At 70.8% G+C, this 3,632-nt stretch carries 6 protein-coding genes; 4 read left to right on the top strand and 2 right to left on the bottom strand.

Features of this window, described 5'->3' with window-relative positions; all coding sequences use genetic code 11:
- Positions 1 to 64 precede the first annotated feature (64 nt).
- Positions 65 to 376, bottom strand: coding sequence for a hypothetical protein (locus tag ACFQ87_RS21725; protein WP_380612435.1), 312 nt, complete (start codon positions 374 to 376; stop codon positions 65 to 67).
- A gap of 228 nt (positions 377 to 604) precedes the next feature.
- Here ACFQ87_RS21725 and ACFQ87_RS21720 point away from each other — a divergent pair, with 228 nt between their 5' ends.
- A complete protein-coding gene (locus tag ACFQ87_RS21720) occupies positions 605 to 988 on the top strand; it encodes an NUDIX hydrolase (protein ID WP_380612434.1) in 384 nt (127 codons plus the stop codon).
- A 132-nt stretch (positions 989 to 1,120) separates the two neighbouring features.
- The gene (locus tag ACFQ87_RS21715) at positions 1,121 to 1,678 is read left to right on the top strand and encodes a Uma2 family endonuclease (protein ID WP_380612433.1); all 558 of its coding nucleotides are present in this window, start codon (positions 1,121 to 1,123) and stop codon (positions 1,676 to 1,678) included.
- Positions 1,679 to 1,705: 27 nt separating this feature from the next.
- On the opposite strand, the gene ACFQ87_RS21710 is transcribed toward ACFQ87_RS21715, so the two are convergent.
- The gene (locus tag ACFQ87_RS21710) at positions 1,706 to 2,218 is read right to left on the bottom strand and encodes a hypothetical protein (RefSeq protein WP_380612432.1); all 513 of its coding nucleotides are present in this window, start codon (positions 2,216 to 2,218) and stop codon (positions 1,706 to 1,708) included.
- Between the two features lie 155 nt (positions 2,219 to 2,373).
- Here ACFQ87_RS21710 and ACFQ87_RS21705 point away from each other — a divergent pair, with 155 nt between their 5' ends.
- Together ACFQ87_RS21705 and ACFQ87_RS21700 are read left to right on the top strand one after the other, a co-directional pair.
- Positions 2,374 to 2,898 carry a TIGR00730 family Rossman fold protein gene (locus ACFQ87_RS21705; protein WP_380612431.1) on the top strand — a complete coding sequence of 175 codons (525 nt, stop codon included), beginning with the start codon at positions 2,374 to 2,376 and terminating at the stop codon, positions 2,896 to 2,898.
- A 13-nt stretch (positions 2,899 to 2,911) separates the two neighbouring features.
- Positions 2,912 to 3,601, top strand: coding sequence for an SDR family oxidoreductase (locus ACFQ87_RS21700; protein WP_380612430.1), 690 nt, complete (start codon positions 2,912 to 2,914; stop codon positions 3,599 to 3,601).
- Positions 3,602 to 3,632 lie beyond the last annotated feature (31 nt).

Genomic DNA, 3,632 nt, shown 5'->3' with positions numbered 1-3,632 from the left:
GTCCTCCCCCACCCCCCGCCCCCCCCCCGGGCCCCCCCCGCCCGACACGCCCCCCCGGGCCCGTTCAGTGCTGCGGGACGGGATTGTCCGGTGAATCCAGCCAGACGTACTGCCCCTCCGAGGTGACCGTCAGGCCGAACCGCTCGTACCCGGGGCGGCCCTGGTCGGCCCACCACTGGTACGCGGCGGCCGCCTCGTCCCACAGCTTGCGGGGGCCGGACTGGTACACCTCGAACTCCGTGTGACCCCGCTCGTAGTCGACGGAGGCCCAGGACGGGGTTTCGCGGCTGTAGAGCCACAGCGTGTACGCGCCGTCGTTGTAGCGCTCCGCCCGCCAGAACGCGCCGGGCACGCCCACCCCGATGACGAACTGCACGAACCACCCTCCCGTGTCGGGAGGGGCGAGGGTGGTGGTGCTCCTCACTCCGTCGGCCGGCCACGGTTCCCCATGTAGGTAGTCCTCGAACGGTGGCCGGTCGGTGCGCTGTTGGCGCAGCCGCATGAACGCCGAACCCCGGGTGAACCTCCCGCTCGCGCCGTTGTCATCGACGGTCAGGCGGACGATCAGCTCGCCGCCGTACTCGGTGTCGAACGGAGCGACGAGGTGCGCGAGGGCGGCAGGGTGCTGGCGATTCGGCGAGCCGACAACGGGACCTGGGAGCCTCCAGGTGGGGTGCTGGAGCTGGCCGAGTCGGTCGAAGACGGCGTGCGCCGCGAGGTCTACGAGGAGACCGGGATCAAGGTCGGTGTGGAGCGGCTGACCGGCGTCTACAAGAACGTGAATCGCGGGATCGTCGCCCTGGTCTTCCGCTGCCGACCGGAGAGCGGGACGGAACGGCTCTCGAACGAGACGGTCGAAGTCGGCTGGCTCACACCGGCCGAGGTCTCTGACCGCATGGCCGAGGTCTATGCCGTGCGGCTGTTGGACGCGCTTCGGGACGACATGGCACCGAGCATCCGAACCCACGACGGCCGACACCTGTTGTGACCCGGCGGCCTGCTCACCGAGCGGGCCGCCGGGAAGATCGGCCCGTCACAGGCTGAGCGAACCGCCGGGCCGACCCGCAGTGAGCGGGCGCTTCCGGCTGGGGTGTTGGGGAGGTCCGTCATAGTGGACGGCATGACCTTCTACGAGCAGCACCGCGACTTCATCGAGGAGCTGGAGCGGATCGCCCCGGATGGCGTCCGGATCGAATGGTCCGGGGACACGCTGATCATGCAGGCATCGCCGTCCAACATTCATCAGCTCAACGTGGCCCAGGTGAGAAGGCAGTTCGAGCAGCATGCTCCTGAGGGCTATCTGCCCAGTGAGCGGAGCGAAATCGTCAGCCCGGACGTCTCGAAGGGACGCGAGCCGGACCTGACGTACCTTCCGATCGACGTCCTCTCCGCGTCGGGCAACAAGGCCCCAGCCGCGGAAGCTCTGATCGCGGTGGAGATCGTGTCGCCGTCCAACCCGGGCAACGACTGGATGGACAAGCTGCACGACTACGCCGTGATGCGCATCCCGCTCTATCTGATCGTGGACCCGCGTCAGCAGACGGTGACGCTGTTCTCCGAGCCGAACCACGACCGGTATCACACCCGTAGCGACCGGAAGTTCGGCGATGCGATCACGATTCCCGAGCCCTTCGGCTTCACGCTGAGCCTGTCGAAGCTCGTTCCCTACAAGGACTGATGCTCCGGAACTGCGGGTGAGGGGGCGCTACTGCACCTTGCTGTACCAGCGCCGGTGCACCAGGGGCTCGACGCACAGGACGGCGGCGCCCGCGACCGCGCCGACCAGCAGGGCGGGCGCACCGCCGCCGTTGAGGAGGGCGCCGACGCAGGCGACGGCGACTGCGAGTGGGCGCAGCAGGGTCAGCGGGCCGAGGCCGATGACCATGGCGAGGGTGCTGGCGCGGAACGGCAGGGTGAAGTAGGCGGCGAGGGAGAGCAGGACGGCTGCCGCATAGAGGGCGAGGGGGAGCAGGTAGCCCCAGCCGCCGGCGGCCAGGGCGGCGTAGGTCCGCCCCTGGTCGGAGGCCGTGAGCAGCAGGAGGGCGGCGGCCAGCGCGGGCGCGAGCAGCAGGGCTGCCCCCACTGCCAGCCCGCGCCCGGCGGCCCGGAGGTTGCCCTGGTGCTTGCGGATGCGGGCGTCGCGTCCGGCGTAGGCGCGGAAGCCGCTGAAGGCCGCGTCGACCAGGCCGAGCAGGACGAGCGGTACGGCGGGCGTCATCGGGTGGCCTCGGTGAGCTGCTCGGGGCCGACCAGGCGGCGGGCGGCCCGACCGAGGGCCTGGCGCACGCACGGGGCAGCACCCTAGAGGCTGCCGGTAGCTGCGCGTAATGCCGGTGAGTGGGGGCGGGTGGGCGTGATAGACCAGTCGGCATTATGAATATCTGCGTCTTCTGCTCCGCGTACTCGCTCGACGACCGTTACTCCGCCCCCGCCGCCGAGTTCGCCCGGCTCCTGGGGGAGGGCGGCCACACCCTGGTCTGGGGCGGGTCCAACGCCGGGCTGATGGGGTTGCTGGCCGACGAGGTGAAGGCGGCGGGCGGTCGACTGGTCGGCGTGCTGGTCGAGATGCTGAAGCACAAGGGGTACGTCGGCGCCGACGAGCTCGTCATGACCGCCGATCTGGCCGAGCGGAAGCGGGAGTTGGCTGCCCGGGCGGACGCCATCGTGGTGCTGGTCGGCGGGCTGGGGACCATGGACGAGGTCACCGAGGTGCTGGAGCTCAAGAAGCACGGGATCTTCGACAAGCCGGTGGTCGTCCTGGACACCGAGGGCTTCTACGCGGGCCTGCGTACCCAGCTGGAGCGGATGGACGCCGAGGGCTTCCTGCCGCGGCCGCTCTCCGAGCTGATCAGCTTCGCCGACACGCCCGCCGAGGTGTTTACGCAGCTCAAGGCCTGAGAGGATCGGAGTCATGGCTGCACATCTGATCACCGGCGCCGGTTCCGGCATCGGCGCCGTCCTGACCGAGAAGCTCGCCGAACGCGGGGACGAGCTCTGGCTGTTGGCCCGCGACGCCCGTCGGGCCGCCGAGCTGCGCGACCGCTTCCCGGGCGCGCGCACCCTGGTCGGGGACCTCGGTGACCCGGGCAAGCTGTCCTGGGCCTTCGGGCACCAGCAGCTGCCCGTCACCCTCGACTCGCTGCTGCACGTCGCGGGCATGGTCGAGCTCGGCACGGTCGGCGACCTGCCGGTGAAGGCCTGGCAGGAGACGCTCAACGTCAACCTGGTCGCCCCCGCCGAGCTGACCCGGCTGCTGCTGCCCTCGCTCCGGCTGGCCAAGGGCCACGTGGTGTTCGTCAACTCCGGCGCCGGCCTCACCGCCCACGCCGAGTGGTCGGCGTACGCGGCCAGCAAGCACGGCCTCAAGGCGCTGGCCGACGCGCTGCGCCAGGAGGAGCACGCGAACGGCGTCCGGGTCACCTCGGTCTACCCCGGCCGCACCGCCACCCCGATGCAGGTCAAGGTGCACCAGCAGGAGGGCAAGGAGTACGACGCCGGCCGCTGGATCGCGCCGGAGTCCGTGGCCAAGGCGGTCATCGCCGCCCTGGACGCCTCCCGGGACGCCGAGATCACCGACCTCACCGTCCGCCCGGGGCAGTAGGCCACCGTGGTGCGGGCAGTCGGTCCGGCCG

It is taken from the genome of Kitasatospora sp. NPDC056531, from assembly GCF_042794375.1.
GTDB lineage: Bacteria > Actinomycetota > Actinomycetes > Streptomycetales > Streptomycetaceae > Kitasatospora.
Note: the sequence above shows the minus strand (reverse complement) of the source record. Positions and strands in the feature narration are given on the sequence as shown.